Source organism: Treponema pectinovorum (assembly GCF_900497595.1).
In the GTDB taxonomy this organism is placed as follows: Bacteria; Spirochaetota; Spirochaetia; order Treponematales; family Treponemataceae; genus Treponema_D; species Treponema_D pectinovorum.
On the sequence record NZ_UFQO01000001.1, the window covers coordinates 440,357 to 463,348 of the forward strand.

The 22,992-nt window shown below is 36.8% G+C and carries 22 protein-coding genes, 5 tRNA genes and 1 other RNA gene; 20 read left to right on the forward strand and 8 right to left on the reverse strand.

The features are described 5' to 3' along the window. Positions 1–37: 37 nt before the first annotated feature. The 12 genes from FXX65_RS01935 (at position 38) to tsaB (ending at position 11,319) form a co-directional block, all read left to right on the forward strand. Positions 38–1,018, forward strand: a complete 981-nt coding sequence (locus tag FXX65_RS01935; protein ID WP_147614852.1) for a DHH family phosphoesterase — start codon at positions 38–40, stop codon at positions 1,016–1,018. A gap of 382 nt (positions 1,019–1,400) precedes the next feature. Continuing rightward, entirely contained in the window at positions 1,401–2,279 is an 879-nt protein-coding gene (locus FXX65_RS01940; protein WP_147614853.1) for a hypothetical protein, read from the forward strand. Positions 2,280–2,321: 42 nt separating this feature from the next. Beyond that, a complete protein-coding gene (gene rdgB, locus FXX65_RS01945; RefSeq protein ID WP_147614854.1) occupies positions 2,322–2,945 on the forward strand; it encodes an RdgB/HAM1 family non-canonical purine NTP pyrophosphatase in 624 nt (207 codons plus the stop codon). A gap of 452 nt (positions 2,946–3,397) precedes the next feature. After that, positions 3,398–4,258 carry a flagellin N-terminal helical domain-containing protein gene (locus FXX65_RS01950; protein WP_147614855.1) on the forward strand — a complete coding sequence of 287 codons (861 nt, stop codon included), beginning with the start codon at positions 3,398–3,400 and terminating at the stop codon, positions 4,256–4,258. Positions 4,259–4,717: 459 nt separating this feature from the next. Continuing rightward, entirely contained in the window at positions 4,718–5,572 is an 855-nt protein-coding gene (locus FXX65_RS01955) for a flagellin N-terminal helical domain-containing protein (protein ID WP_147612361.1), read from the forward strand. A gap of 118 nt (positions 5,573–5,690) precedes the next feature. Further along, a complete protein-coding gene (locus FXX65_RS01960; protein ID WP_147614856.1) occupies positions 5,691–6,065 on the forward strand; it encodes a flagellar protein FlaG in 375 nt (124 codons plus the stop codon). A gap of 37 nt (positions 6,066–6,102) precedes the next feature. Further along, positions 6,103–8,181, forward strand: a complete 2,079-nt coding sequence (fliD, locus tag FXX65_RS01965; RefSeq protein WP_147614857.1) for a flagellar filament capping protein FliD — start codon at positions 6,103–6,105, stop codon at positions 8,179–8,181. A gap of 29 nt (positions 8,182–8,210) precedes the next feature. Continuing rightward, positions 8,211–8,798 carry a hypothetical protein gene (locus tag FXX65_RS01970; RefSeq protein WP_147614858.1) on the forward strand — a complete coding sequence of 196 codons (588 nt, stop codon included), beginning with the start codon at positions 8,211–8,213 and terminating at the stop codon, positions 8,796–8,798. Continuing rightward, positions 8,799–9,869, forward strand: coding sequence for a PilZ domain-containing protein (locus FXX65_RS01975; protein ID WP_147614859.1), 1,071 nt, complete (start codon positions 8,799–8,801; stop codon positions 9,867–9,869). 48 nt (positions 9,870–9,917) lie between these two features. Continuing rightward, positions 9,918–10,187: a hypothetical protein gene (locus FXX65_RS01980; RefSeq protein ID WP_147612356.1), complete on the forward strand. Its 270-nt coding sequence runs from the start codon at positions 9,918–9,920 to the stop codon at positions 10,185–10,187. Next, entirely contained in the window at positions 10,184–10,621 is a 438-nt protein-coding gene (gene tsaE, locus FXX65_RS01985) for a tRNA (adenosine(37)-N6)-threonylcarbamoyltransferase complex ATPase subunit type 1 TsaE (protein WP_147614860.1), read from the forward strand. Before FXX65_RS01980 ends, tsaE begins: the two co-directional genes overlap by 4 nt. Positions 10,622–10,635: 14 nt before the next feature. Continuing rightward, on the forward strand, positions 10,636–11,319 hold the full coding sequence (gene tsaB / locus FXX65_RS01990; RefSeq protein ID WP_147614861.1) for a tRNA (adenosine(37)-N6)-threonylcarbamoyltransferase complex dimerization subunit type 1 TsaB: 684 nt from the start codon (positions 10,636–10,638) through the stop codon (positions 11,317–11,319). Here tsaB and csrA read toward each other — a convergent pair. From csrA to FXX65_RS02015, 5 genes are read right to left on the reverse strand one after another with little or no spacing between them, the layout of a single operon-like run. Next, positions 11,311–11,541 (reverse strand): carbon storage regulator CsrA, encoded by a 231-nt coding sequence (gene csrA / locus FXX65_RS01995; protein WP_147614862.1) that lies wholly within the window; start codon positions 11,539–11,541, stop codon positions 11,311–11,313. The genes tsaB and csrA overlap by 9 nt on opposite strands. Further along, on the reverse strand, positions 11,541–11,984 hold the full coding sequence (gene fliW / locus FXX65_RS02000; protein ID WP_147612352.1) for a flagellar assembly protein FliW: 444 nt from the start codon (positions 11,982–11,984) through the stop codon (positions 11,541–11,543). Before fliW ends, csrA begins: the two co-directional genes overlap by 1 nt. A gap of 42 nt (positions 11,985–12,026) precedes the next feature. Continuing rightward, positions 12,027–13,271, reverse strand: a complete 1,245-nt coding sequence (locus FXX65_RS02005; RefSeq protein WP_147614863.1) for a flagellar hook-associated protein 3 — start codon at positions 13,269–13,271, stop codon at positions 12,027–12,029. A 4-nt stretch (positions 13,272–13,275) separates the two neighbouring features. Then, complete coding sequence (flgK, locus tag FXX65_RS02010; RefSeq protein WP_147614864.1) at positions 13,276–15,144, reverse strand: flagellar hook-associated protein FlgK; 1,869 nt, start codon at positions 15,142–15,144, stop codon at positions 13,276–13,278. Between the two features lie 12 nt (positions 15,145–15,156). Continuing rightward, a complete protein-coding gene (locus tag FXX65_RS02015; protein WP_147612349.1) occupies positions 15,157–15,618 on the reverse strand; it encodes a hypothetical protein in 462 nt (153 codons plus the stop codon). A gap of 154 nt (positions 15,619–15,772) precedes the next feature. Between FXX65_RS02015 and FXX65_RS02020 the strand changes: the two genes are divergently transcribed. From FXX65_RS02020 to clpX, 8 genes are all read left to right on the forward strand, one after another. Continuing rightward, positions 15,773–15,844, forward strand: a tRNA-His gene (locus FXX65_RS02020). A gap of 57 nt (positions 15,845–15,901) precedes the next feature. Further along, positions 15,902–15,975 (forward strand) — tRNA-Arg (locus tag FXX65_RS02025). Between the two features lie 17 nt (positions 15,976–15,992). Next, positions 15,993–16,065: transfer RNA gene (locus FXX65_RS02030), tRNA-Lys, on the forward strand. Positions 16,066–16,140: 75 nt separating this feature from the next. Beyond that, a tRNA-Leu gene (locus tag FXX65_RS02035) sits at positions 16,141–16,220 on the forward strand. A gap of 33 nt (positions 16,221–16,253) precedes the next feature. Further along, positions 16,254–16,325, forward strand: a tRNA-Gly gene (locus FXX65_RS02040). 66 nt (positions 16,326–16,391) lie between these two features. Further along, on the forward strand, positions 16,392–17,750 hold the full coding sequence (gene tig / locus FXX65_RS02045; RefSeq protein WP_147614865.1) for a trigger factor: 1,359 nt from the start codon (positions 16,392–16,394) through the stop codon (positions 17,748–17,750). A 106-nt stretch (positions 17,751–17,856) separates the two neighbouring features. Then, positions 17,857–18,474 (forward strand): ATP-dependent Clp endopeptidase proteolytic subunit ClpP, encoded by a 618-nt coding sequence (clpP, locus tag FXX65_RS02050; RefSeq protein ID WP_147612347.1) that lies wholly within the window; start codon positions 17,857–17,859, stop codon positions 18,472–18,474. Then, positions 18,474–19,760, forward strand: a complete 1,287-nt coding sequence (clpX, locus tag FXX65_RS02055; protein WP_390621065.1) for an ATP-dependent Clp protease ATP-binding subunit ClpX — start codon at positions 18,474–18,476, stop codon at positions 19,758–19,760. The genes clpP and clpX overlap by 1 nt, the downstream gene beginning before the upstream one ends. A gap of 105 nt (positions 19,761–19,865) precedes the next feature. On the opposite strand, the gene FXX65_RS02060 is transcribed toward clpX, so the two are convergent. The 3 genes from FXX65_RS02060 to FXX65_RS02070 all read right to left on the reverse strand — a co-directional run bounded on the left by FXX65_RS02060 (position 19,866) and on the right by FXX65_RS02070 (position 22,951). Then, positions 19,866–21,185, reverse strand: a complete 1,320-nt coding sequence (locus FXX65_RS02060; protein ID WP_147614866.1) for an aminopeptidase — start codon at positions 21,183–21,185, stop codon at positions 19,866–19,868. Between the two features lie 130 nt (positions 21,186–21,315). After that, positions 21,316–21,699: a transfer-messenger RNA gene (gene ssrA / locus FXX65_RS02065) on the reverse strand. Between the two features lie 79 nt (positions 21,700–21,778). After that, on the reverse strand, positions 21,779–22,951 hold the full coding sequence (locus tag FXX65_RS02070; protein WP_147614867.1) for an HD domain-containing phosphohydrolase: 1,173 nt from the start codon (positions 22,949–22,951) through the stop codon (positions 21,779–21,781). Positions 22,952–22,992: the final 41 nt, after the last annotated feature.

The window sequence follows — 22,992 nt, forward strand, 5'->3', positions numbered from 1 at the left end:
CTCTTTTTTGTACCCAAATAAATTTTAAGGAATTCTTATGAATATAATAAGCGAAGCACAATTTGACGCCTTTAAGGCGTTTTTAGATAAACACGAGTTTTTCTTTATTGCAGGTCATAAGGAACCTGACGGAGACTGCGTTTACAGTTGTCTTGTGATGGGCGAAATTTTAAGTAAGATGAACCTTGAATATCAACTTATAAATGCAGGACCTTTTAAAAGAAATGAAATTGCAGAAACAGAGTCTTTTTTCACCTCGACACCGCAATTTTTAAGCGAACCGGAAAGAAAAAAAACAGGACTTATCATACTCGACTGTTCAGAAATGCACAGGCTTGGCGAAATTGACGGAGACCTTTCAAATTTAGACACCTTTACAATAGATCACCATCTTACTGCGGATGTAAAAGAAAATTGCATAATAGATTCAACGGCTCCAGCAACTTGCTGTCTTTTGCAGCAACTCTATGAAAAATTTATAGGCGATTTGGACAAAAAAACAGCGACCTATATATTTTTAGGGCAAAGCACAGACACTGGATATTTTAAATTTTTGGGAAACGATTCACAGCTGGTATTTTTGCAAACTGCAAGGCTTGTAAAAGCAGGTGTAAATCCCAGAGAAATCTACGACAAAATTACAGGCGGAAGACCTTATTCAACACGAAAGCTTTTGGGAGTTTTGCTTACGAGAGCAGAGAGGGCGTGCAATGATAAACTCGTTATAACCTGGGAAACCTTAGAAGACACGAAAAAATTTGGACAGGAAGGACGCGATAGCGACAGCCTTTATTCAATCTTACTTTCTACGACTGGAGTTGAAGTGGTTGTATTTTTACGGCAGGATACGGAGTTTACCTGTACAGCAGGGCTTCGCTCAAAAAAAGACTGCGACGTAAGTGCGATTGCAGCAAAATTTGGTGGAGGCGGACACAAAAACGCTTCGGGATTGAGCGTGCAAGGTCGGCTTGAAAACCTGATTCCAGAAATCAAAAAAGAATTCGCAAAGGTTTTATAATTTAGACTATTTTTTTTGAGTGAAATTATAGACTACAAATATTTTGATTTTTTTTGAGAATAAGTTTTATCGAATTTTATTTTTATCTTTTAGAAACTGCCACAAAACTGGCAGTTTTTTTTATTTTTTGTTGGATTTTGCAAGATTTTTGAAAGTTTTTGAAAGAAAAATCAATTTTCTAAATTTAGACTGCAAGATTTTTTTAGGAAAAGTCTTATTTTTTCACAAATAAAAAATATTTTGCAGCAATTTAAAAAAAAATTGTTTGATTTTTGCCTGCTTTTGCAAGTTCAGACTTTTAAAACAAAAAAAATATCAAAAAAAACATAATTTTTGCATTGGCACAGAAATTGCTAAATCAGAGACAAAAGGAGATATAGCAATGGACAAATCTATCTGTGTAAAAGACTTACCAAAACTTGTAAACGAAGGCAAAATTTCTATCTTAGAAGCAAAAGATTTTTTATGGTGTGAACTATATAAAAATCCAGAAAACTATTGTCTTTCGTCTTTAGATGAAGATCAAAAAAGCGAATTTTTGATTTCAATTTCGTCTAAATTTTCTATTTTTATTGAAAAATACAAAGAAGGCTCTGTTCCTTTTGATTTCTTTTTGCGAGCCTGCATTAAAAGAGCATTTGCATCATGGATTAGAAAAGAATTAAAAAAAATCGCTGGCGAAAATTGCCTTAACGAAAACAACATTCTCGATTACGAGCAAAGGCTTTCTGAGCAAGTTATAGAACCAATAGAAGATGAAAAGAAAATTTGCGGAGAAAAAATAAAACTTTCGCCAAAGAAAAAACAGATTTTAAAAGATTTGATTCACATCTGCGCCTGCAAAGCCTGCAACGAAATAGATGATGAAATAATATCGAAAGTTGCGAATTTTCTTGATATTGAAGTTTCAGATTTTAAAAGTGAAATAAATCAGCTGCGTGCAAAAACAGAAGGAAAATTAGAACGAAGAAAAACAATGATTCAACGCAGAAACCAAGCGTTTTTCTTTCGCAAAAAATTTTTATATCAATTAAATCGCTTAGAAAAAAACACAGCTTCTTATTCTCTACTTTTAAAAAAGTATAAAGCTCAAACTCAAAGCTGGGAAAAAATAAACGAAGAGCTTGAACACAGATTTTTCTCCTGCCCCACCACAAAAGAAATTTCATTTACTTCTGGAATAAAATTCAGGCAAGTAAGCTATTATCTAAATCATCAAAAAAAGCGAAAGGATATTTTTTCGTTTATAGAATGCCCATAAACCTTAATTGTAAGTGATTTTTTTTTGAGCTATATTAAAAACATGAGATTATTTTTAGCTTCAGGAAACAGACACAAACAAAAAGAAGTTCAGGAAATTCTTAAAGATTATGAAGTATTGATTCCGAAAGATTTGGGAATTGATTTTGACCCGGTTGAAACAGGAGAATCTTTTTATGAAAATTCTCTGATAAAGGCTCGTTCACTTTGGGATTTAGTGCATGAAACAGTTATTGCAGATGATTCTGGGATATGCGTTGAGGCTTTGAACAATGCTCCAGGAATCTATTCTGCAAGGTATGCTGGTCCTTTATATATGAAAGGCTATCCTGATGGACACAAGATAACTCAAGAAGAGCAAAATAATTATCTTATACAACAACTCAATGACACGGAAAGCGAAAATCGAAATTGCTTTTATGTTTGTTCGATGGTGCTTTTATTTAATCCACAAAAATTTTTTATTGCACAAGAAACTTTTGAAGGCAAATTGATAAAAGATATAAATGAACAGGCTGGAAGCGGTGGTTTTGGATACGATCCTATAGTGTACCTTCCAGAATACAAAAAAACTGTTGCAGAGCTTTCTGCAGATGAAAAAAATAAAATTTCGCACAGAGGAAAAGCTCTAAGGCAGATTGCAACTATTCTAAATTCGATTTCGTGATAAAACCGATAAAATTGTAAGTCGCACATCCTTGTGCACAGCGAAAGGGTCTACTTGGTAGCCTCGCATCCTGCCTGCGAGCTACAGCGGCAGGGATTGGAGGGGCGGCGAAGCCGTCGACCGCAGGAGCGCAAGCGACGAGGACGATGGAGCGTTAGCGGAACCACGCAAAGCCCGATTTTTGCACAATGCAATGGAGCAAAAAGCCGCCCATAAAAAAATATAAAAATCCAATTATGGCTTTAAAATATTTTTTGATTTTTTGCTAAAGGTTTATATATTTGGTGCCGATGATTGTGGGGACGAATTATGCACGAGACAACTTCGTAGAAGATATCGGGCAAAGGAGTCAATGTAAAAGGAAATGGATGTAGCCTTGTAATACAGAAGTTTCCTTTTACAAATTCGATCAAAAAGGATTTTGGTCGCACATTTCCACGGAGGAAAAAACTATGGTCATCAACCACAACATGTCAGCTCTTTACTCCAACAGACAGCTTGGGGTAACAAATTTAGGTCTTCAGAAAGACATGGAAAAACTCTCATCTGGCGAAAAAATCAATCGTGCAGGTGATGATGCTTCTGGATTGGCAGTATCTGAAAAGATGCGCAGTCAAATCAGAGGATTGAATCAGGCTTCTCAGAATGCTCAAAATGGAATCAGTTTTATTCAGGTAGCTGAAGGTTACTTGCAGGAAACTACTGACATCATGCAGAGAATCCGCGAACTTGCAGTTCAGTCTTCTAACGGTATCTACAGCGATGAAGATCGCATGCAGATTCAGGTTGAAGTATCTCAGTTAGTTGCAGAAGTAGATCGCATCGCTTCTTCGGCACAGTTCAACGGTATGAACATGCTTACAGGTCGCTTTGCTCAGTCTACAGGTGAAAACGTTGTTACAGGTTCTATGTGGTTCCACATTGGAGCAAACATGGATCAGCGTATGCAGGTATTCATTGGCACTATGACTGCTGAAGCACTCGGTATCAGAGAAATCGGTAATGAAAATGTTATGAGTCTGGCAGGACCTGATTTGGCCAACCGCGCAATCGGAACTATCGACGAAGCTCTTAAAAAGATTAACAAGCAGCGCGCCGACCTTGGTGGATACCAGAACCGCATGGAATATGCAGTTCGTGGTCTTGATGTTTCAGCTGAAAATATGCAGGCTTCTGAATCACGCATCCGTGATACTGATATGGCTGCACAGATGGTTGAATTTACAAAGAACCAGGTACTCACACAAGCAGGAACAGCAATGCTTGCTCAGGCAAATTCACAGTCTCAAAACGTATTGTCTTTGCTTAGATAGTGCTGTATAGTAGTCTGTCAAAAGATTGGGTTAATTTTTTATTTTCCACAATTTTTTGACAGATTTGCGGTGTTTTCTTGTTCTACTCTTCAATTCCTTTTCAACTTAAAAACACTCAAGAATTTTTAGTTTATGAATTTGATTTATCGAAATTGTTTGATATAATCAGTTCACAACTTGATATTTGATTATTTGAAAAATCTCGTGATTGCATAAGTGATTATGTTGATTTTGTAACCTTTTGGCATTTATTTAGAAATGCTATGTGTTCTTTGAAATGAGCAATCCATCCCTTTGTGACAGCATGGACGGTTATTAGTGTGTACAAGGCATACGAATAACGGTTTCTGCTGATGGGTCTAAATCTGTAGATGGGGGCGCAACAACTGTCTACAGCCCACACAAAGGCAGAACTTGTGGCATGATGTTACAAGTTTTTATGCATGGAGGGCAATAATTATGGTTATTAATCACAACATGAGTTCGATGTATTCAAATCGCACATTGGGAGTTTCAAATGCTCAGTTGCAGACAAACATCGAAAAACTCAGTTCAGGTCAGCGCATTAACCGCGCCGGCGACGATGCTTCTGGATTGGCAGTATCTGAAAAGATGCGCAGCCAAATTCGTGGATTGAATCAGGCTAACAGAAATATTCAAAACGGTGTTTCTTTTATTCAATCAACAGAAGGATATTTGCAGGAAACTACAGATATACTTCAGAGAATCCGCGAACTTGCAGTTCAATCATCAAACGGAATTTATTCCGATGAAGATCGTATGCAAATTCAAGTTGAAGTTTCTCAACTTGTATCAGAAGTTGACAGAATTGCCTCTCAGGCACAATTCAATGGAATGAATATGCTTACAGGTGCATTCGCTCAAAATTCGGTTGCAGGACGCGTAATGCAGTTCCAAATTGGAGCAAATGTTGACCAAAACGCTCGTGTATATATCGGCACTATGACCGCCCAGGCTCTTGGATTGAAGGGAGCACAAGGTTCCGAAGAACAGATTGGAATCGAATCGCCAGACAAAGCAAATATGGCTATAGCATCTGTAGATAACGCTCTTTTGACAGTATCAAAACAGCGCGCAGACTTGGGTGCATATCAGAATCGCTTTGAAATGGCTTCTAACGGCGTAGGTGTAGCTGCAGAAAACCTTCAGGCTGCTGAATCTCGTATCCGCGATACAGATATGGCAAGCGAAATGGTTGAATACACAAAAAACCAGATTCTTACACAGTCTGGAACTGCAATGCTTGCACAGGCTAACAGCCAGTCGCAGAACGTACTCGCATTGCTCAGATAGTAAAACCGCATTTTTATATATTAAAAGAGACTTCTGGATGTTGTCTTTTGTATAAAAAGCGTAAAGTTGAAGGGGTGCGCCCCCCTTCTCCTTTTTTATTTTCAGGAGGAAACGCCCTATGAATATAACTTCCATCGGGCAGCCGGCAATGGATGGCCGCCTAAATATAAACTCCACCGCAACTCAGGCAGGAAAATCTCCGCCAAAAACGGAGCTAAATGTGCCTATGGCAGATGCTGCACAAGTGGTTCAAAATATTTCTGACAATAACGCCCAACTTCAAGAGGATGTTCGTCAACTGCAAAGACTTTCGGATGTTGTTTCGGGTCGAAAGGTTCAATTCAGTTTGAATAAGGAATTGAATCAGGTGGTTGTAACCGTTTTTGACTCTTCAACAAATCAAGTTATAAAGCAAATTCCTTCAGAGGATATACAACGCCTAAAGGTACGAATTAGAAAAGCGATTGGTGTTTTGTTCGATGAAATGATTTAATGCTGTTATTTTTACTTGATTAACATGGAACTAAATTATGCCTGATATATCAATACCTGGAGTCAGTGACAAATACAAGACAAACGATTACATACAAGCACTGATGAAAAAGGAGCGACTTCCACTTACACGAGAACAGGAGTCGCTTGACAGGTACAAAGAACAGCAAAGTGCTTGGAATGAAATGAATCAAAAGATGTCTTCCTTGCGCACTAACACCAAAACGCTGTATTCATTTGATAATCCTTTTAACAATAAATTAGCCTCTTCCACAGACGAAAATGCTGTTACTGCCACGCCTGGAAGACAAGCTGAATACGGTTCAATAAAAATCGATGTTATAAAGCCTGCAACTTCTGACAGGTTCCTTTCTGAAAATCTAGAAAAAGATTTTACTGTTCCTCAAGGTAAATACACTTTTCAAGTAGATGAAAAAACTGTTTCTTTTAACTGGCGAGGTGGAAAGCTAACTGATTTTGTAAATTCTCTAAACAAAAGAGGCTCTTCAACAATAAAAGCGAGCCTAGTAGGAGTTTCAGGAGAAGACAAATCTCTTTTGATAGAATCTGTAAAAACTGGCGATAAAAATAACCTCATTTTTAAAGATGATGCCCTATCTTTTGCTGTAAAACACGGCATAATTGCAAAAATGCTTTCTGATAAAAAAACTTTCGGTTTAGAAATAGGAGAATATTCATCTCCAGAAGTCGAATTTCCTATTCCAGAAGTTGAGCAGGAAGGAATGCCTGAGTTTTCTCTAAAAGATGTGGAATGGGATTCTGAAGAAAATCGTTTTATCTTGCCACCTAGGGCGGGACTTGAAATAAATATTCCAGAAGAAATTTTTGAAAATGCCAACAACAGAATCGAATTTTCATATTCAACTTTTGAACTTGAAGATATTACAGAAGAATTAAACATCATTCGTTCTACCAGGCCTGAGCTCCAAGAAGCAGGCAAGGTAACTTATGAAGATGTTACGATTTTAAACGACAAGAGCGAAGCTTCCCTTCCTCCTGTGCCACCGAAACCGTTAGAGCCAATAAAAAACGAAGCAGATTTTTATGTAAAAAATGGCGAAGGGAAAGAAACAAAAATCAAAACCGAAAGCCTTTCTACGGATAGCAAAACTGGTGAAAAGACCGTGATGCTCGATTTAAAAGATTATCCAGATTTAAAAAGCATCGTTGTAAGGAACAGAAATACTGGAGAAGCGATTGCGCTTTCAACCTTTACAGTTTACGACGCAAAAAAAGATTTGGGATTTGAGCCTGTAAATCCAGTTTCCAAAGCAGGCGATGCCGTAATAAAATACGAAGGAATAACGATAAACAGACCTACAAATAACATAGACGATGTAATTCCTCATGTAACGCTTAACATCTTTAATCCAACAGAAAAAACTGCGACAATCGACATAAAACCAGACAAAGAATCTGCAAAAGACGCACTTATTTCTTTTGTAGGAACATATAATCAAGTTATTGCAGAGATGAATATATTAAGTGAAAACAAACCAGAAATAATTTCTGAACTGGATTATCTTTCTTCAAGCGAAAAAGAGGATGCTCAAAAAAAACTCGGAATATTTTTAGGCGACAGCTCATTGCGCTCAGGAAAATCTGCTTTACAGTCGATTATTTCTGCAAGTTATAAATGGTCGGAAAACGCAGACATAACAATGTTAAATCAGCTTGGAATTTCTACAAGAGCGACAGGAACTTCTGGAGGTTACACTGCAAGTCAGCTTAGAGGCTATCTTGAAATAAACGAAAAAAAACTCGATGAATCTTTGGAAAAAGATTTGGATTCGATAAAAAATCTTTTTGGCTACGACTCTGATGGGGATTTAATCGTCGATTCTGGAATTGGCTTTGCGCTCGACAAACAACTTACCGCCTGGGTTCAAAGTGGCGGAATCATCTCTAATAAAACGGCAACCTTAAACGGAAGGATAAAATCGTCCGAAACAAAAATTGCAAGTTTGGAGCGACAGCTGGAAACAAAAGAAGCACAACTGCGCACAAAATATGGTCAAATGGAAGGAACTTTAAACAGCTTAAACTCCCAGTCAAGCACAATTTCTAATTTTGCAAATAATGGAAGACAGCAGTAAAATATAACTACAATTACAAGGATAAAAAAATGGAATTATTTGTAAATGGACAAAAATTAGACATACAGCTCGAAAATGAAAAAACTGTCGGAGATGTTTTAAAAAGTTTTGAAACAGAATGCGAAAAAACAAATGCGACAACGGTTTCTATCGTTTTGAACGGAAAAAACGTATATGCAAATGATTTTGAAGAATCCTGCAAAGAAGAATTAAAAGAAGATACAAAGATTGAACTTGAAGTCATAAGTCAAACTGCCATAGAGCAGTCATTTAATGAGTTAAAAGACGAAGCAAAAAAAATATCTGAAGAATTAAAATCTATTTCTGTAAAATTGCAAAGCGGAAAAGATAAAGAAGTTTCTGTAATAATAACCTCTCTTGCGGATTTTATAGATAGGGTTTGCCACACAGCAAGCCTTGCCACTCTCTTTCCGAAAAGATTTGGTTCTATAAAAATTGAAGATAAAACTTTTTCACAATTTTTTGCGGAATTTTCTCCAGTATTAAAAGATTTTGAAGCAGCTCTCACTTCAAAAGACACTGTAATGCTTGGAGATCTTGCAGAATACGAGATAAGCCCAAGATTAGACAAAATCTCTCTTGCACTGGAGGAATAGATGGGTTCAGGTTCACCTCTTGCAGCAAGATTAGCGCTCAATATTTTTTTAGCGGGTTTTATTGGACTTGCGATTCTAGCGCTATTTGTCGCATTGTACTTTATTTCAAAAAAGGTTGACAAATATAAATCTTCCGAAGAATATGCTGAAAAAAATAAAAACAAACCAACTTCGCACAAAGATTTAAATGAAATTTCAAAAAAAGCGCATCTTTCTAAAAATGAACGCGAACTTTTAATAAAAATTTTTAAACTACATCCTCTGCCAAATATAAAATTTCTCTTAAAAAATATTGAAGACCTAGAGCCCTATTTTAAGGAACAGTTTAAACACTTTGAAAGCGAAAAAAATGAAGAAGCTAAAAAGATTCTCTTCAATCTAAAAGCAAATTTCCAAAAGACATTTGAAAATTCAGCTTTGATAAAAAACTCAAGGCTTATACCGATAGATTCAATTTTGACCTTTACACCGTCAAAAGGTATTCACTATAAGTTCACTTTGATTGATTCAAATCAGGAAGAACTGCATATGCGGCTTCCAAAAATTATGAAAGAAGAAGACAAGCCTGAAATTCTTTCAAAAATAAAACTGATTTTTGTGTATAAAGATTCAACTCCATACGAAATGGAAGCGAGAGTTGTTCGCTATCAACGTGGAAAAAATGATGTTCCCCTCATAGTGTGTGCACAAACAGATAGAATCGAAATAAGAAAAAAAAGAATTTATCCGAGAATAGATGTTTACTCAATTTGTATTTTTTCTTTTGCAAAAATGGAAAAGATAGACGACAAAACAGAATTTACAATTTCGGATAAAATGCACGACGGCGTTTTAGCGGATTCTTCGGCAGGAGGCTGTAGAATAATAACTAAATTGCCGATAAAAAATGAGCAGCATATACACATAAAAGGGCCGTTAGATGGGAAGGAAGTTTCTGAAGCGATTGGTTACATATTAAGGACGACCAAAAATAAAAATGATGAATACATCCTTCACATAAAATACGAGAGGATAAATCTCGCAACTGTGAATAAGATAAGTGCAGTCGCCTACAAGTACATCGAGCGGTAAACTGCATCTTATATTGACGGTAAAAATTTATTAGGATATTTTATATCGATGAACGTTCTAGGAATCAATTCTATAGTTTGTGAAGACACTGTTCTCTACTATCGAAGAAATTACACAGCAGTAGCAAGCATAGAATTTCTTTCAAAACAAGAAGATATTGCAATCTCTTTTACGATTGAGATTAACCCATTTGGGCAAAAGTTTGTGCATATAACTTATCCATTGGGAACAACTTTTGATTATCCAGTCATTCCTGTAACAAAAGCGCTCAGAGAAAAGATTATTCTTATGGATAACGAAGGAAAATTACCTCTATGACGATATACACTCAATCCGCACAGCAGACGATTGAACTTGGAAAAAAGATAGGAAGTTATTTAATAAAAGGTGACATCATCGCTTTGCAAGGAACATTAGGAGTAGGAAAAACAACAATAACAAAAGGGATTGCGCTCGCCCTAAACATAGAAGATACGATAACAAGTCCAACTTTCTGCCTTATAAGCGAATACGAAGGAAAGATGCCGCTTTATCACATGGATGTGTATCGACTTGAAGGAACAGAAGATTTTATAAACTTAGGAGTCGATGACCTGCTCTATGGAAACGGAGTTTGCATAATCGAATGGTCGGAAAAAATAATGGATGAACTTCCTGCAAAGACTATAACAATCAAAATTGAACCTGCTCAAGATTCCACTTCATCAAAGAGAGCGATAACTATAGAAAATTGGCCGTATGCCGATTTGTAAACGAAGGCAAAATTATGAAAAGTTTAGCGATTGATTGCGCTTCAAATTGTATGACAATTTGTGCAAAAAATAATGACAACACAGCAACCTTAACTTTAGACATTGGGCAAAAGCAATCGCAGGAGATTTTACCAGCGATAGATTTTGTGCTTAAGAAACTGGAATTAAACGCCTGCGACCTTGATTATCTTACGCTTTGCAAAGGACCTGGAACTTTTACAGGTTTAAGGCTTGCTTTTTCTGCATTAAAATCGATAGAACTTGCATTTAACAAGCCTATTTATGCGGTTTCGACCCTAGAGTGCTATGCAAAACCATTTGAAAATTTTGACGGACTTGTAATTTCCTGCGTAGGTGCAAAAAAAGATCAGTTTTTTGCCGAGATTTTTGAAAACGGAAAAAGCATAATGGAAGGGCAAGATATAGATTTAAAAAACTTATATTCAAATTTGAACACAAAAAAGCAGATTTTGTGCGTTGGCTTTGATTCTTCCGTTCTTTGTTCACTTTTAAAAGCGATGGATTCAAATTTGGACGTAATTTATTTTGACTGCCAGATAAATACTTGTCTTACACTTTTTAAAATTGCAGAAAAAATGATTGAAGAAAAAAAAGAGCCCCTCAAAGATTTTGAAGGACCTGAATATCTTAGAAAAAGCGAAGCAGAACTTTCTCTTGAAAACAATAATCTAATTTGAATCAAGAAAATGTGACAATGCTTCCAAGGTTTGAGTTCCCATTGAAGCGGCTTCTTTGTTTTCTGTTTTTATCGCTTCAAAAACTTCCTGTCTAAAAACTTTTACATTTTTAGGTGCTTCCACGCCTATTTTTACCTGATCGCCACGAACTTCTATCAAAGTTATCGTTATGTCTTCGCCAATTTTTATTTTTTCATCGACTTTTCTTGATAATATCAGCATTACTTTGTTTCCTTATTTTTTAAAGTTTTGATGATATTATGCTTTGTAGTCCATTTTGAATCCGAGAGCACAACCTGCAAAGCAACATTATTTTTTCTATTTATTACCAGAGGTCCCTGTAGATTTGCTGTAACAGGTCCTCCATCCGACGGAACGGTTATTATCGCAAACAGCACGACATCGCCTGGAGAGTCAATTCCTATTTCAGAAAGAGTTTTGTCGTCAATATCAAGTTCATAATCATTTACGATTAAAAACGGGTCTACTATCAAAAAAGCAAGCCCAGCTTCTTCTATGGATTGCAGCCAGAAAAAAGGCTGATATTCAGCTTCGATTATCGCAAATTTATGATATTCATGAAAACCGTATAGTCCTTCTGGAAAATTTATGATTTGATTTTCTTCAATGCTAACGGTTCCCATAGTTTTTGTTTTTACATCCATGTCAGTTTTGTCCTCCTTGATGCATATTTTTTAATTTTCATTTTATCTCATATAATTCAACAGTGAAGAAGAATACATCTTTCCTGCATTGCTTAAAGTTGCCTGTTGAGTGTATTCGAGCATCTTTTTATCTGTCAATGCCTGCGTTATATCCAGATCGCCTTCTCGGCTTATTGCAGATGTAACATTCAATGCTGTGGCGCTGTTTCGAACGGCATCGTTTTGCAACCTTTCGTATTCGCTTCCTGATTTTGCAACCCTCGTCGTAAGATTGCCGATTCCCTGGTCAATAGATGCTAAAACTCGTGTTCCCACCGCTTGCCCGTCGCCCTGCAAAAGTGAATTTCGCAAATTTATTACGGTATCAAAAAGCGAACCTCCAGAAATTCTCACATTGTCGGCAGTATTGTACGGAGGTTTTTGGCTTGAATCCTTTATTATGCCCAAATCATATAAAGAATTTCCTTCAACATCTTCTAGCCAAAGCTGATGTGCATCTGTGGTTGTAAGGTTGAGTCCGTTTGTTATTGGGTCTATAGAAGCCTTAACCGCTGCTCCAGAATTATTTATTTTGGTTACGAGCGAATACATCGTATCCCCACGCTCTATCTTTATGTTTTGACCGTCAATATTTACAACACCTTCGTCCTTTGCCTGCCATGAAGAAAGATCTCGCCCCCCAAAAAGGCGCTGCTGTTCTGCCCAAAATGTTTTTGAGCCTACATTATCAACATTTATGTATTTATTTTCGTCGACTTCAACTTTGTTTTCGGAAATTGTGCCGTTATAGCGAACCGCGGAAATAAGAGGTTGAATCGCACCTTCGACATGGCCAAAATCAACTTCAAAAGCAGGCGCGTTTGTGTTTGTTCCTGCAAAAATTGAATTTCCGTCAGGACCAAGTGCGTTTGCATTTTGAACGAGCTCCTGCAAAAGTTCATCAACTTCAACTGCAATATTTTTGAGGTCGTCTCCATTATAAATTCCGTTTGCACCAGTTACTGCAAGTTCACGAATTCTTTGCATAATTTCGAGTGAATTTTGCATGTAGCCTTCGCGATATTGAAACTGATCGCTTAATGTAAGAGAGTTTTTTTGAAAGTTATTTACTCGTGTCAAATAGGATTGATATTTTACGAGATGGCCGGCAGCAACAGGGTCTTCCCTCAGAGATTGAATCCTCTGCTGAGTTCCAATTTGGTTATCAATCTTATTCAATTTTCGTTCTTGAATCCTAAGATTGTACTGAGTGTTATTATTGTTCATCTGGCTTGAAATTCTTTTCATTTAACTACACTCCAAGACGATTTATTATAGTATCCAGCATCTGATCTATTACACTTACATATTTTGCGGCTGCATTGTATCCATGCTGAAATTTTATTATGTCGGCAAGTTCTTCATCGATGTTTACTCCGCTTATTGAATCGCGAAGATTTCGTAAATCTCCCATTATTGCGTTTTGGCTTAAAAGCATATTTTCCGCCTGCTCGCCTTTTAGACCGACATTTGTAACTGTCTCTGCAAAATAGTCGTCAAAAGTTCTGCTTTCGCCTATCATAACGCTGGTATTTCTTATAGAAGCGATTTCTACCGCTGCTCTTCCGTCTCCTATTACTGCTCTGCCTTGTGCATTTGGGAATGCTGCTGCAACGCTATTTACATCGCTTTTTATAGCAGGATTTACTGCTATGTAGTCGCTTGGATTCATAACAGGAGCGGTTGAATAAGAGCCTTGAAGGCGGTCTACAGCATCTGCTACAGAAAAATCAAAGGCATTTTCTTGTCCACTTCCATTTAAAATACCAGAATAACCTGCCAAAAATAGACCAGAATCTTCTACGTGCCGAATTACAAAATCAGGATTTTCCATCGCTTGGCTTGTAGTCGCTTTTAAAACCAAACGATTTTCCCTGTCTAAATATGCCTTTACTTCACCTTGAGAATCGTTTATGCGAGCGATAACCGCTTCTATAGTGTCGTTTGCATGGTAAGGAACTGTGATATTGCCGGAACTTGCGGACAAAGTCATTACGCCTTCAAGCCCAACTTTTTCCTGCGGATTTAGAGAGTTTGTTCCTGTAAATCTAAAGATATAAGAAGAATCGTTTTGCCCGTCGCCATTTCTGTCGTAATTGCCTTTTGCATCTGTAACAAAAGGATGCTGAACAAAAAAATCCAAATTTGTAACATTGTTCAATCCGATACCTGCACGGTGAACATCGTTTACTAAATCCGTAAAGTTCATTGCCATAGTATTTAAAGATTGAATTTCACTTCGTATATCCGAATCTCGCAGTTCTATGAGGGCACCGAGTTTTCCGCCTTTTACGTCTGCAACTAATTTTGTATCGCTCCAGACAACTGTGTCGTAGCCGTTATTGTCTGTGTTTGCAACTAAATCAAAACTGCGATTAACGCTACCTTGAACCAAAATCTGCCCTTCAAGATGAACCATAAATTCATCAGAATCGCGGGAATCCGTCGTTATGTTTGCAAGAGATGAAAGTTTTTCTACTAACAAATCTCTTCTATCCAAAAGGTCGTTAGGATTGTCGCCCATAGCTTTTGAGCAAACATTTTCGCCTTTTATATCTGCAATCTGTTTTTTATAATCTTTTATCTGCCTTACAGTTGCTTCGATGTCGCCATTTATCAAAGTTCCAATTCCAAAAAGAGCTTTATACCGCTCGGTTTTTTTTTCTGCAGGGTTTTCTCCGCGGGTCACAACCGCCTGTCTTGCCGCTTTACTGTCTGGATAGATTGAAAGTTCCTGCCATGACTGCCAAAATTTGTCCATATTAGTGCGCACAGAAACGTCTGCAGGTTCGTTATAGATTTTTTCAATCATCGAATAATAATGCTCACGGCTTTCCCAATAGGATTCTTTGTTAGTTTGAGCGACAATCCTTTGGTCAAGCATCTCATCACGCAAACGAGTTATGCTTTCGATTGAAGTCCCCTGCCCAATCTGCCCCGGAGTTTCTGCTCTTGTTAAATCTGGTCGATAAATAGGGTCAAAAGTTTTTACCTGAACTCTCTGCCTTGAATAACCTTCTGTGTCTGCATTTGAAATATTATGACCTGCAATTTGAACTTGCTGGCTGTGAGTCATTATGCTTCTTTTTCCGAGTTCTATTCCTGCAAAAGAATTTGCCATTTTTTCCCCCTTTTAGATAACTTGATCTACAACGACATTACTAGGTTCAATTTTTATGAATTTTCCGCTACGTGAATAAGTTACATTCCTTCTTTCTGGTAGAACTTCGTCAAAAATTCCCTGTAAAAATTGCTTTGTAGTTGATATGTATTCGTTTAAGACTTTATTTTTTAATTTTGATTTTTTTAACTTGGAACGCACATCGCACAAAAAGGGAGATATTTCAAAGCGTTTTTGAATTCCAGTTTTTTCTGTTAAAACAACCCTATCGTTTTCTAGTTTTACAAATTCTTCGCTCATCTGTTGAAGGCATGATAACGAGTCTTCAAGTTCAAGCCACTTCCTTTTTAAAACACAGGAATGAACTTCTTCCTGTTTTTGTAAAATCTCATCCAAAATAGAAGATTCCTTTTTAAGTACGTCTATAAGTTCTTTATTCAATTCAAAATTCTCTTTCATAGCATTTTCGTCCATAAAAACTACACTCCTACACTTTCATTATCGGATGAATAAAAAACCTCTTTATAAAAATTGCTTTTGTTTCAATAAAAAAAATAAGGCAATTAAACATTTTGATTATTGACACTCTAATTGACTTTTTGATAGTATGGAACACATCAGTTACACGGTGCCTGTAGCTCAGGGGTAGAGTTCCAGATTGTGGATCTGGCTGTCGTGGGTTCGAAACCCACCAGGCACCCACTTCCTAAGATAAGGTTTTCTACCGTAACTATGCTTTCCACTGTTGATTTACTTTGCGTTTGTAGCTCAACTGGATAGAGCAACGGACTTCGAATCCGTAGGTTGCACGTTCAAGCCGTGTCAGACGCAGTAATTGGTTTTTATAAGGGCGACTAGCTCAGTTGGTAGAGCAACAGACTCTTAATCTGTGGGTCCGGGGTTCGAACCCCCGGTCGCTCATATTTTTCAAGCATGGGGTTTGAAAAATACATTTGGTCGGATTGTGACTTGTGTCTTGAGCCGAATAGAACACTTGCGAGAGTGGTGAAATTGGCATACACGCTAGACTTAGGATCTAGTGCTTCGGCGTAAGGGTTCAAGTCCCTTCTCTCGCATAATTTATTGTAAAATAAATTTGCTTTTTTTTTGCGGAAATAGCTCAGTGGTAGAGCGCCACCTTGCCAAGGTGGATGTCGCGGGTCCGACTCCCGTTTTCCGCTCTAAGAGAAGGCGATTTGGATTTCATCTGAATCGCTTTTTTTATATTTTTTTAAGGGGCCACCAAAGTGAAATTTACAAAAGAAATCACAAAACTTGAGCATTCAGCAGCAAAGTTGACGGTAACGGTTGCAAAAAAAGACGTAGAAGAAAGCTACAAAACGACACTTGGTAAGTATGTAAAACAGGTTCAAATTCCTGGTTTCCGCAAAGGTCATGTGCCAGCGGCTGTACTGGAACGCAAATACGGCGAACAGATTAAGATGGAGGCCGCAAGCGATCTCATTGACGGAGTACTTAACGAAATTTTTCAGGACGAAAAAGATATTTCATCTCGCCCTCTTCCTTATGTTCAGCCAAAAATGGACGAAATTCCAGCGTTTGATACTTCAAAAGATTTTACTTTCACAGTAACTTATGACGTTTTCCCAACTGTTGAAGTAAAAGATTTTAACGGAATTTCTGTAAAAGAAGCGCAGGTAACTATTGGCGATGAAGAAGTTGCAGAAGAATTAAAAGGCATTCAAGAACGCAATGCTGTCGTTATTGATAAAAAAGAAGATGAAAAAGCAGAAAAAGACAATATCGTAACTCTCGATATAGAAGAAATCGATGATGATGGAAAAGCTGTTGAAGGAACGAAGCGTTCAGGATTCACCTTTACAATTGGAACAAAAGAAAATGTTTATAAAATTGACGATGAAATCATCGGAATGAAAGTAAACGAAACCAAAGAAATCACAAAAAAATATCCAAAAACAGAAGAAGATAAAGAGCTAGCTGGAAAAACAAAAAAATACAGCGTAACTATAAAACAAATTAAAGTTAGAAATCTTCCTGCTTTGGACGATGATTTAGCACAGGATGTAAGTGAAAAATATAAAACTCTTGCAGATTTAAAAGCAGACATTCTTAAAAACTTGAACACTGCAAAAGACAGAAAAATCAAAGAATTAAAAGTTAATTCTCTCTTAGAACAACTTGTTGAAAAAAATCCTATCGAAATTCCTGCTTCAATGCTCGATGCAGAACTTGCAGGAAGATGGAATATGATGGCTCAGCAGTTCCAGACAACTCCAGAAGAACTTGAAAAAATGATACTCGCTTCTGGGCAGAAAAAAGAAGATATGCTTACAACTTGGACTGGCGATGCAGAAAAAATGCTCAAGAGCCGCATAATAGTGGACTCTCTCATGCGTTCAAAGAATATATCTGTAACTCCAGAAGAAATTGAAGAAGCATATAAAACTCTGGCAGAAACAAATGGAATCTCTATTGAAGAAGTTAAAAAACACTATGCGGATCCTCGCTCAAAAGAATACTTCATCGATGATGTAAAAGAGCAGAAACTGTATGACGAAATTTTTAAAGAAGTTAAGGTTTCAAAAGGAGAAAAAACTTCCTTTGCAGATCTCTTTAAGAAATAAGTAAATAAAAACGATAATGACGGAATGTAGCCTAAAAAGCCGTTACATTCCGTTTTTTTTTGATTTTTCATCTGTTTATTACTATATTTATACTGGAGTTAACAATATGAATGAAAGAATGAACAATTTAGTACCACATGTAATCGAACGCTCTGGAAATGGAGAAAGGGTTTACGATATTTTTTCTCGCCTTTTAAAAGAAAGAATTATTTTTGTAGACGGCGAAATCGATGATGCAACTGCCGACTTGATAGTGGCACAAATTTTATTTTTGGAATCCGAAAATCCTGACAAAGATATAAGCATGTATATCAATTCGCCTGGTGGAAGCGTTACAGCAGGGCTAGCAATCTATGACACTATGCAATACGTAAGGTGCGATATTCAAACAATCTGCATAGGACAAGCCTGCTCTATGGGTGCTTTGCTTTTGGCAGGCGGAACCATCGGAAAACGCTATTCACTTCCTTCAAGCAGAATTATGATTCATCAACCTTCTGGCGGAGTTAGAGGACAGGAAAGCGATATAACAGTTCAGGCAAAAGAGTTGTTGAGGATAAAAAAACTTTCTATAAACTTTCTTGCAGAAAAAACAGGAAAAACTTATGAACAGATTGCAAAGGATATTGAACGCGATTTTTATATGACCGCAACAGAAGCAAAAGAATATGGAATCGTAGATAAGGTTATGCCTAAAAGAATAAATGAGAAGGAGACAGTGTAATAATGAGAGGTTTTCGTAACGATACGCGATATTGTTCTTTTTGTGGTAAACCTGCCAGCGAGACGAGACCTCTTGTAGCAGGACCTGAAAATAACATATTCATCTGCGACAAATGCATAGCCGTTTGCCAAAGCATACTCGATGAACAAAAAAAGGAACTTTCGCCAATAAATATGAGCGATGTTTCTTCGCCAAAAGAATTTAAAGAGTATTTAGACCAATACATAATCGGTCAAGATTATGCAAAAAAAGCACTTTCCGTTGCTGTTTATAATCATTATAAAAGAATGTCCGTTCAAAAGAAGGAGGCATCATCGCTTGCAGAAAATTCAAAATATAGCGATGTAAAAATTGAAAAATCAAATGTCCTTCTGATTGGTCCAACAGGTAGTGGAAAAACTTTGCTTGCAAAAACGCTTGCTCAAAAACTCAATGTGCCGTTTGCAATAGCGGATGCTACAACTTTGACAGAAGCAGGTTATGTTGGCGAAGATGTTGAAAATGTGCTTTTAAAACTGATAAACGCAGCAGACGGAAATATTCCAGCGGCAGAAAGAGGAATAGTTTTCATCGACGAAATCGATAAAATCGGTCGCAAAAGCGAAAATACTTCCATAACGCGCGATGTCAGTGGTGAAGGTGTTCAACAGGCACTCTTAAAGATAATAGAAGGAACGGTTGCCTCTGTTCCGCCACAGGGGGGAAGAAAGCATCCAAACCAAGAGATGCTCGAAATTGACACGACAAACATCCTCTTTATACTCGGTGGTGCGTTTGTCGGAATCGACAAGATAATCGAACAAAGAATCGCTGGCAAGTCAATTGGGTTTGGAAGTAATCTAAGTACGATGAACGAAACTCAAATGATGGAGCTTTTGAACCAATGTACACCAGACGATCTCGTAAAATTCGGCCTTATCCCAGAAATTATAGGTCGTATGCCTATAACAGTTGCTCTAAAGGAACTTACAAAGGATGATTTGAAAAGAATACTTGTTGAGCCAAAAAATTCTATCGTAAATCAACTCAAAGCAAGCTTTGCAATTGATGACTTGGAACTTGATTTTACTGATGACGCTTTAACACAAATTGCGGATATAGCGATAAAACAAAAAACAGGGGCAAGGGGCTTGCGTTCAATCTGTGAAAAACTTCTGATGGATTTGATGTACGAAGCACCAAGCATAAAGGGAAAGAAAAAATTGACTATAACGAAAGATATAGTTATTTCAAACAAACTTCCTGAACTAAAAACACTTCTTATAGAAAGCGATAAAACAGCATAAGTTTTATACAAATCGAAGATAGGAAAAAAATAAAAAGACGAGAAATCTGAAAATCAGAGCCTCGTCTTTTTTTATTTTGTCTAATTTATTTTTTAATATATATGACTACAACGTAAAAAAAGCCTTGTATGCATTATATGCCTGTTCTAAATCAAACTTATTGGTAATTTCCCAAGGAGAATGCATGCTCAAAACACTAACCCCTGCATCTAAAACTTCCATTCCATATTTTGCTGCAAGATAGGCTATCGTTCCGCCACCACCTTGATCAACTTTTCCAAGTTCTGCCATTTGATATATAACTTTATTTTCATCCAAAACCCTGCGAAGTTTCGCTATAAACTCAGGATTTGCATCGCTCGCTCCGCTTTTTCCCCTACTCCCAGTATATTTATTAAAAACTATTCCGCCACCTAAAAACGAAGAATTGTTTTTATCGAAAAGTTCAGCATTCATCGGATCGTAAGCAGCATTTACATCGCTAGAAAGCATATAAGAATTTGCAAGGCACCTTCTAAGACAAAGATCTGAATACACATCTTGAGAGCGTTCTATTATTTCTGCAACTGCATTTTCAAAAAAATGACTTGCCATACCAGTTGCCCCAACGCTTCCTATTTCCTCTTTATCAACACAAAGGCAACATAAAGTTCTATTCTTTACAACAGAATCGAGCATTGCTCTTGCAGAAGTAAAAGCACACGCTCTGTCATCTTGTCCATAAGCTAAAACCATACTCTTGTCTAAACCTAAATCCCTAGCCTTTCCAGCAGGAACGACTTCAAGTTCGCTAGAAGCAAAATCATCTTCTTCGATTCCGTATTTATCTTTTAAAATCTTTAAGATTGCTTTTTTAGCATTTTCTTTTTCATTTTCTTTAGAAGGACTTTCAGAGCCACAGATTAAATCGAGATTTTCGCCTGGAATAAAATCCGAAGCGAGTTCTTTCATTTGCTTTTGTGCAAGGTGAGGCAAAATATCAGAAATGACAAAAACAGGCTCGTCATCTTCTTCACCGATTTTTACATCGATAGTCCTGCCGTCTTTCGTACAAATAACTCCGTGAATTGCAAGCGGAAGCGTTACCCACTGATATTTTTTTATTCCGCCGTAATAATGGGTATTCAGATAAACCAAAAAATCTTTTTCATATAGAGGATTTTGCTTTACATCAAGGCGAGGAGAATCTATGTGCGCTCCAAGAATATTCATTCCATTTTCAAGTGGAGACGAGCCAAATTGAAACAAAGCGATTGCCTTATTCATCTTCTGGAAATAAACTTTGTCCCCTACACTAATTTTTTTTACGCGTTCAATATTTTTGTATCCATTTTTTTCTGCCCAATCTATAAGCTGAACGACACATTCGCGTTCAGTTTTTCCTTTATTCAAAAATTCTTTATAACTTTTGATTAAATCTGCCATAAAAGCTCCCTAAATCACCACTAACGATAAAAACTTTTTATTCAATTTAGAAGTGAATTATTCAAATACAGTTTAAGAAAATATAAACCATCGTAAGATGCTGAATTGCAAAAGGATAGTCGTAAATTAAAAATGGAGATGGGGGGAGTTGAACCCCCGTCCAAAAGTGTAATCCAAATACATCTACATGTTTAGTCATGCGTGGTAGTTGTCGGGAAAAGGTAGCAGCATGACAAGACTCTTTTCCGTATTCAATCTAAGTGTCCCACTTTTTCGATTGACAAAAAAAGTAGCAAGTCCCTATTTGTGTCGGAAATTCTAAAAGTTAGGAACAGCACCCCTAGAACTCCGGCTCAGGCTAACTTAAGCAGCGAGAGCTTCTGCAGAAGAAGCTTCAACAACTTCTTCTTCTTTTCTTGCGAAAATTGCAGTTATTTTTTTGTCAGTTTAGGGAACCTTCACTCCCACATGCAGTAAGTGCATTATTCACAATCGTCGAAACCGGTGCACCCCCAGTCATATTCAGCGTAAATATATTAGCAAAATCGATTCTCGTCAAGGTTACTTTTATTTGGTGTATGTTGAGTTGTTTTTTATTTGAGCGGCGCGACTCCATCGTTGACCATATCTATCATATATTTGACGATTACTGGGTCAAATTGTGTGCCAGAACAAATTTTTAACTCTTCAATTATGTCTGATACGGATAATTTTTCTTTGTACGCCCTTTTAGATGCCATAACATCAAAACTATCGGCGACACAGATTATGCGTGCAAAGAGTGGAATTTCTTCTCCTTCTAAACCTCTTGGATATCCACTCCCATCAAACCTTTCGTGATGATACAGCGCCCCATCTTTTATCTGCGGAATTGAAATGAAATCCTTTAAAATTTCGCCACCAGCAATAGTGTGCGCCTTCATTATCTGCCTTTCTTCTTCTGTAAAAGAATCCTTTTTATGAAGCATATCGCGCATTATGGCAACTTTTCCAATATCGTGAACGAGGGCAACATAATATATAAAAAAAACATCTTTTCGCTTGAGTTTCATCCTTTTGGCAAGTTCGGCAGAATAAAAAGCAACATTTCGCGAATGGCTGTAGGTGTATTCATCAAAAGAATCGACAATATTTACAACCGTATTAAAAGTTTGATCTAAAAGCTGTTTTAACTGCAAAAATTTAAATGTGCTATAAAATGTAAACAGGGCTAAAATTAAAAACAAAATCCAAAAAGAAAAAGCAAAAACAAACAAAGAAGAAGTGAAAGGTTTAAATACGCGATAAAACGACATTGAAAAATCAACACGTTCTATAAGTTCTTGAGAATGGCTAATGAAGCCAAAACTTAGTTTTTGACCAGGAAGGATTTCTGCATTATGCTCTTGTGGCATTATATGCAGATTTTCGTTGAACATATAAAAAACTCCATTCCAAGCGCTTACAACATACGAATTTTTTGGCAATTTTAAAACGAATTCCCATTTTTTTAGAGTTCTGTTTGTTTTATTTATGAATTTACAATCGTACTGTGCTCCTGTTTTTAAAATTCCCTTTTCATCCCATTTTTTTGAAGGTGTAAAATAAAATTCATAATCACTGGAAAAAAAATCTTGATTTAAATTTGAAAGTTCAAGTTTCTCATTTGAATTAAAAATTAAAAAAATCAGCACAGAAATTAAAAATATCGATGAAATTGCAAAGAAAACTAAAAAAGCTTTGAATGCAGGACTCATCAGATTAAACGATTTTAACTTATTATTCACTCAAACATCTTATTACAATGTAGGAAAAAAAAACACCTATT

What these genes read in the sequence shown, in the direction of transcription:
- FXX65_RS01935 (WP_147614852.1), top strand. Translation starts at nt 38, where the DNA reads ATGAATATAATAAGCGAAGCACAATTTGACGCCTTTAAGGCGTTTTTA.
- FXX65_RS01940 (WP_147614853.1), top strand. Translation starts at nt 1,401, where the DNA reads ATGGACAAATCTATCTGTGTAAAAGACTTACCAAAACTTGTAAACGAA.
- rdgB (WP_147614854.1), top strand. Translation starts at nt 2,322, where the DNA reads ATGAGATTATTTTTAGCTTCAGGAAACAGACACAAACAAAAAGAAGTT.
- FXX65_RS01950 (WP_147614855.1), top strand. Translation starts at nt 3,398, where the DNA reads ATGGTCATCAACCACAACATGTCAGCTCTTTACTCCAACAGACAGCTT.
- FXX65_RS01955 (WP_147612361.1), top strand. Translation starts at nt 4,718, where the DNA reads ATGGTTATTAATCACAACATGAGTTCGATGTATTCAAATCGCACATTG.
- FXX65_RS01960 (WP_147614856.1), top strand. Translation starts at nt 5,691, where the DNA reads ATGAATATAACTTCCATCGGGCAGCCGGCAATGGATGGCCGCCTAAAT.
- fliD (WP_147614857.1), top strand. Translation starts at nt 6,103, where the DNA reads ATGCCTGATATATCAATACCTGGAGTCAGTGACAAATACAAGACAAAC.
- FXX65_RS01970 (WP_147614858.1), top strand. Translation starts at nt 8,211, where the DNA reads ATGGAATTATTTGTAAATGGACAAAAATTAGACATACAGCTCGAAAAT.
- FXX65_RS01975 (WP_147614859.1), top strand. Translation starts at nt 8,799, where the DNA reads ATGGGTTCAGGTTCACCTCTTGCAGCAAGATTAGCGCTCAATATTTTT.
- FXX65_RS01980 (WP_147612356.1), top strand. Translation starts at nt 9,918, where the DNA reads ATGAACGTTCTAGGAATCAATTCTATAGTTTGTGAAGACACTGTTCTC.
- tsaE (WP_147614860.1), top strand. Translation starts at nt 10,184, where the DNA reads ATGACGATATACACTCAATCCGCACAGCAGACGATTGAACTTGGAAAA.
- tsaB (WP_147614861.1), top strand. Translation starts at nt 10,636, where the DNA reads ATGAAAAGTTTAGCGATTGATTGCGCTTCAAATTGTATGACAATTTGT.
- csrA (WP_147614862.1), bottom strand. Translation starts at nt 11,541, where the DNA reads ATGCTGATATTATCAAGAAAAGTCGATGAAAAAATAAAAATTGGCGAA.
- fliW (WP_147612352.1), bottom strand. Translation starts at nt 11,984, where the DNA reads ATGGATGTAAAAACAAAAACTATGGGAACCGTTAGCATTGAAGAAAAT.
- FXX65_RS02005 (WP_147614863.1), bottom strand. Translation starts at nt 13,271, where the DNA reads ATGAAAAGAATTTCAAGCCAGATGAACAATAATAACACTCAGTACAAT.
- flgK (WP_147614864.1), bottom strand. Translation starts at nt 15,144, where the DNA reads ATGGCAAATTCTTTTGCAGGAATAGAACTCGGAAAAAGAAGCATAATG.
- FXX65_RS02015 (WP_147612349.1), bottom strand. Translation starts at nt 15,618, where the DNA reads ATGGACGAAAATGCTATGAAAGAGAATTTTGAATTGAATAAAGAACTT.
- clpP (WP_147612347.1), top strand. Translation starts at nt 17,857, where the DNA reads ATGAATGAAAGAATGAACAATTTAGTACCACATGTAATCGAACGCTCT.
- FXX65_RS02060 (WP_147614866.1), bottom strand. Translation starts at nt 21,185, where the DNA reads ATGGCAGATTTAATCAAAAGTTATAAAGAATTTTTGAATAAAGGAAAA.